This is a genomic window from Bartonella sp. OC16QHHD, from assembly GCF_042194035.1.
Taxonomy (GTDB): Bacteria; Pseudomonadota; Alphaproteobacteria; order Rhizobiales; family Rhizobiaceae; genus Bartonella.
Genome location: NZ_JBHIMJ010000068.1, coordinates 1 through 2,705 on the forward strand (window position 1 = coordinate 1; position 2,705 = coordinate 2,705).

At 41.3% G+C, this 2,705-nt stretch carries 3 protein-coding genes and 2 pseudogenes; 3 read left to right on the forward strand and 2 right to left on the reverse strand.

Annotation, left to right across the window (positions count from 1 at the left end; all coding sequences use genetic code 11):
• Both ACFIK1_RS06925 and ACFIK1_RS06930 read left to right on the forward strand, forming a co-directional pair.
• Positions 1-444 (forward strand): annotated as a pseudogene (locus ACFIK1_RS06925) (hypothetical protein); the annotation flags it as partial.
• Positions 445-555: 111 nt separating this feature from the next.
• Positions 556-786, forward strand: a pseudogene (locus ACFIK1_RS06930) (DNA adenine methylase); the annotation flags it as partial.
• Between the two features lie 97 nt (positions 787-883).
• Here ACFIK1_RS06930 and ACFIK1_RS06935 read toward each other — a convergent pair.
• Both ACFIK1_RS06935 and ACFIK1_RS06940 read right to left on the reverse strand, forming a co-directional pair.
• Positions 884-1,240: a type II toxin-antitoxin system HigA family antitoxin gene (locus tag ACFIK1_RS06935; RefSeq protein WP_156851753.1), complete on the reverse strand. Its 357-nt coding sequence runs from the start codon at positions 1,238-1,240 to the stop codon at positions 884-886.
• Positions 1,237-1,551: a type II toxin-antitoxin system HigB family toxin gene (locus ACFIK1_RS06940; RefSeq protein ID WP_375662424.1), complete on the reverse strand. Its 315-nt coding sequence runs from the start codon at positions 1,549-1,551 to the stop codon at positions 1,237-1,239. Before ACFIK1_RS06940 ends, ACFIK1_RS06935 begins: the two co-directional genes overlap by 4 nt.
• A gap of 164 nt (positions 1,552-1,715) precedes the next feature.
• Between ACFIK1_RS06940 and ACFIK1_RS06945 the strand changes: the two genes are divergently transcribed.
• The coding region (locus ACFIK1_RS06945) for a phage tail sheath subtilisin-like domain-containing protein (protein ID WP_375662425.1) at positions 1,716-2,705 on the forward strand (990 nt) is incomplete at its 3' end.

Consider the following 2,705-nt stretch of genomic DNA (forward strand, 5'->3'; position numbering starts at 1 on the left):
TCTGTTGCATCACTCCGTGCAACAGGTAATTCTGGAGGAACAACGACCGTTGGCAAAAATTTTATTACCGCTAAAGGAGGAAATGGTGGAGGGGGGGCTTATTATAATACATCAAGGGGAAATACTTATCACTATTCAGGCATTGGTGGAACTGGGGGCATTGGTGGAAATTTTGGTTTAGCAACAGACGCACATCTAGGATTAGCCAAAGGCGGAAATGGTTATGCTGGAACGAGTGGAGTTACGAGTCAAACAAGTGGGAGTGGCGGTGATGCTGGAGGTGATACATCAAGAGGTGGCTCTGGAGGAGTCGGCAAAGGTCACTATAGTTCAGGAAAAGCAGGGCGTGGTTTTGGCGGCGGCGGGGCTGGTGCTCACTCTGATTCTTCTCCAAGTGGTGCTGGAGCTGATGGCGCTGTTCTTATAAGGTTATGGAAAGATTAAATACAAAACCAAAAATAGCGCAAGTCAAATGGATAGCTTTTGTATGAGCAGGCTTATATGTTTTTAAGTCCTTTTAAAGCTCTTTTAAAGCCCTTTAAAAGGGCTTTAACAGGCGTTGAGAATTGCTATGGCAAGGATTTGTTTAAGCGAGAGGATTACCAGACGATGTCCACACTGCTTGCACAATTAAAGGGAAAGTTTGTTCTGTCTCTCAATGATGTGCCAGAGATCCGAAAAACCTTTAGCCAATTTAAACTAAAAGAAGTGAATACATCTTATACATGTGGTTCAAATAATCCAATGCCGGCTCAAGAGCTGATCATCTCAAATTGCGATTTCTAAAACGAGAAATAATACATATTAAAGGGTCTTTAAATGATCTTTGAAGACCTTTTGAAACCCCTTAAAAATCTTTCAAAAAAATAAATTAGTATAAAACCTAAGCTATCAGACTTTCTAGTGGAATATTGAACTGTTGGTGCAAGTTTTTAATCATGCGCAGTGTTAATTTTCTTTTACCACTCAAGATTTCATAAACACGATTTAAATGACCAATCGCAGGAACGAGATCTTTAGCACTTAAGTTCATTTGTTCCATTCTAAATTTAATAGCTTCAATCGGGTGAGGAGGAGAAACAGGATAGTGTTCTGCTTCATACGCTTCAATCAACAACACAAGAACCTCCATTTGATCAAATTCTGGAGTATTCTCTTTAGGTTGATTGTCAAACATTGCAGACACAATTTCTAAAGCTTCTTGATAATCTCTTTCAGTGCGAAGTGGTTTGATATTCATTTCTTAAATTCCTTTAGTTCTACAGTATTAGCATCAATTGCATCATACTGTTTGTGTGTCCCTATAAATTTTATATAAAGCCAACCTGCTAGATAAAAGATTGAAACAACTAAACGATAATCATTTCCTCTAATATTAAAAACAACACGATTATTCTTTAATATGCTTGCATTTTTATACTTCTCTTTAATGTCATGAGGAGAACGCCACTGCGCATTTTTAGCTTCATCTACCCATGCTTTTAACGGTTGTTCAGCATCAGGATATCGAGCCCAAAAAGTTTGAAGTGTGGAGATTTTAACAATTTTCATAAGTTTATCCTGATTTTTATCAATCTTAGTACCATTTTGGGACCAAGTCAAGATATTTATAAAAAGAAAGTGCTTGTTGAAAACAAACCTTTCTCAAGAGCGGCTCTTTACCTCTCATTTTTCCCATTCATTTCATTAGCCAATATTTCAAAGGAGCATAAAGTATGGCAACAGGTTTTCTACACGGTGTTGAAGTCGTTGAAGTTGACGACGGCACCCGCCCCCTTCGCGCGGTTCAGTCTGCCGTTATCGGGATTGTTGGCACAGCACCCGATGCCGATGAACAAGCATTCCCTATCAACACACCGGTTTTGGTAGCAGGCTCTCTTTCACAAGCTGCAAAACTCGATAGAACAGGCAAGCGTCAAGGTACCCTACCCAATGCCCTTGATCTCATTTTCAAGCAAGTGGGCGCCATTGTCGTTGTCGTACGCGTGCAAGAAGGTGACAACGAAAATGCGACTCTCACCAATATTCTAGGGGGTGTAAACGCAAATGGTGCTTATGAAGGCGTCCATGCTTTGATTGGAGCTCAATCCATTGTGGGACAAACACCACGCATTCTCATCGCTCCAGGCTTTACACACAAACGCCCTTCCAGTGTGAATATTGAAGAGAATGAAACGGGTGCAACTGCCAACCCCGTCGCAGCAGAACTCATTGGCATTGCAGAGCGTCTGCGTGCTATTGTGGTGCTTGATGCACCAAACACAACAGATGAAGCAGCCCTTAGCACAGCAAAAGATTTTGATTCAAAACGCGCCATTCTTATTGATCCGTTTGTAAAGGTGAATCGTGATGGAAAAACTATAGAACAGCCATCAAGTGCAGCGGTTGCAGGTGTCATTGCCAAAACAGATTTTACACATGGTTTTTGGCATTCCCCTTCAAACAAAGTGATCAATGGCATTGTTGGTATTGCACGCCCCATTGATTTTTCCATTGGGGACAGATCCAGCCGTGCCAACCTTCTTAACGAACAAAACATCACAACCATTATTCGGGAAAATGGCTATCGCCTCTGGGGCAATCGCACACTCTCAAGCGATACAAAATTTGCTTTTTTATCCGTGGTACGCACCGCAGATATGATCAATGATGCCATTTTGCGCGGACATCTATGGGCTGTCGACCGCAATATCAAAAAAACCTAC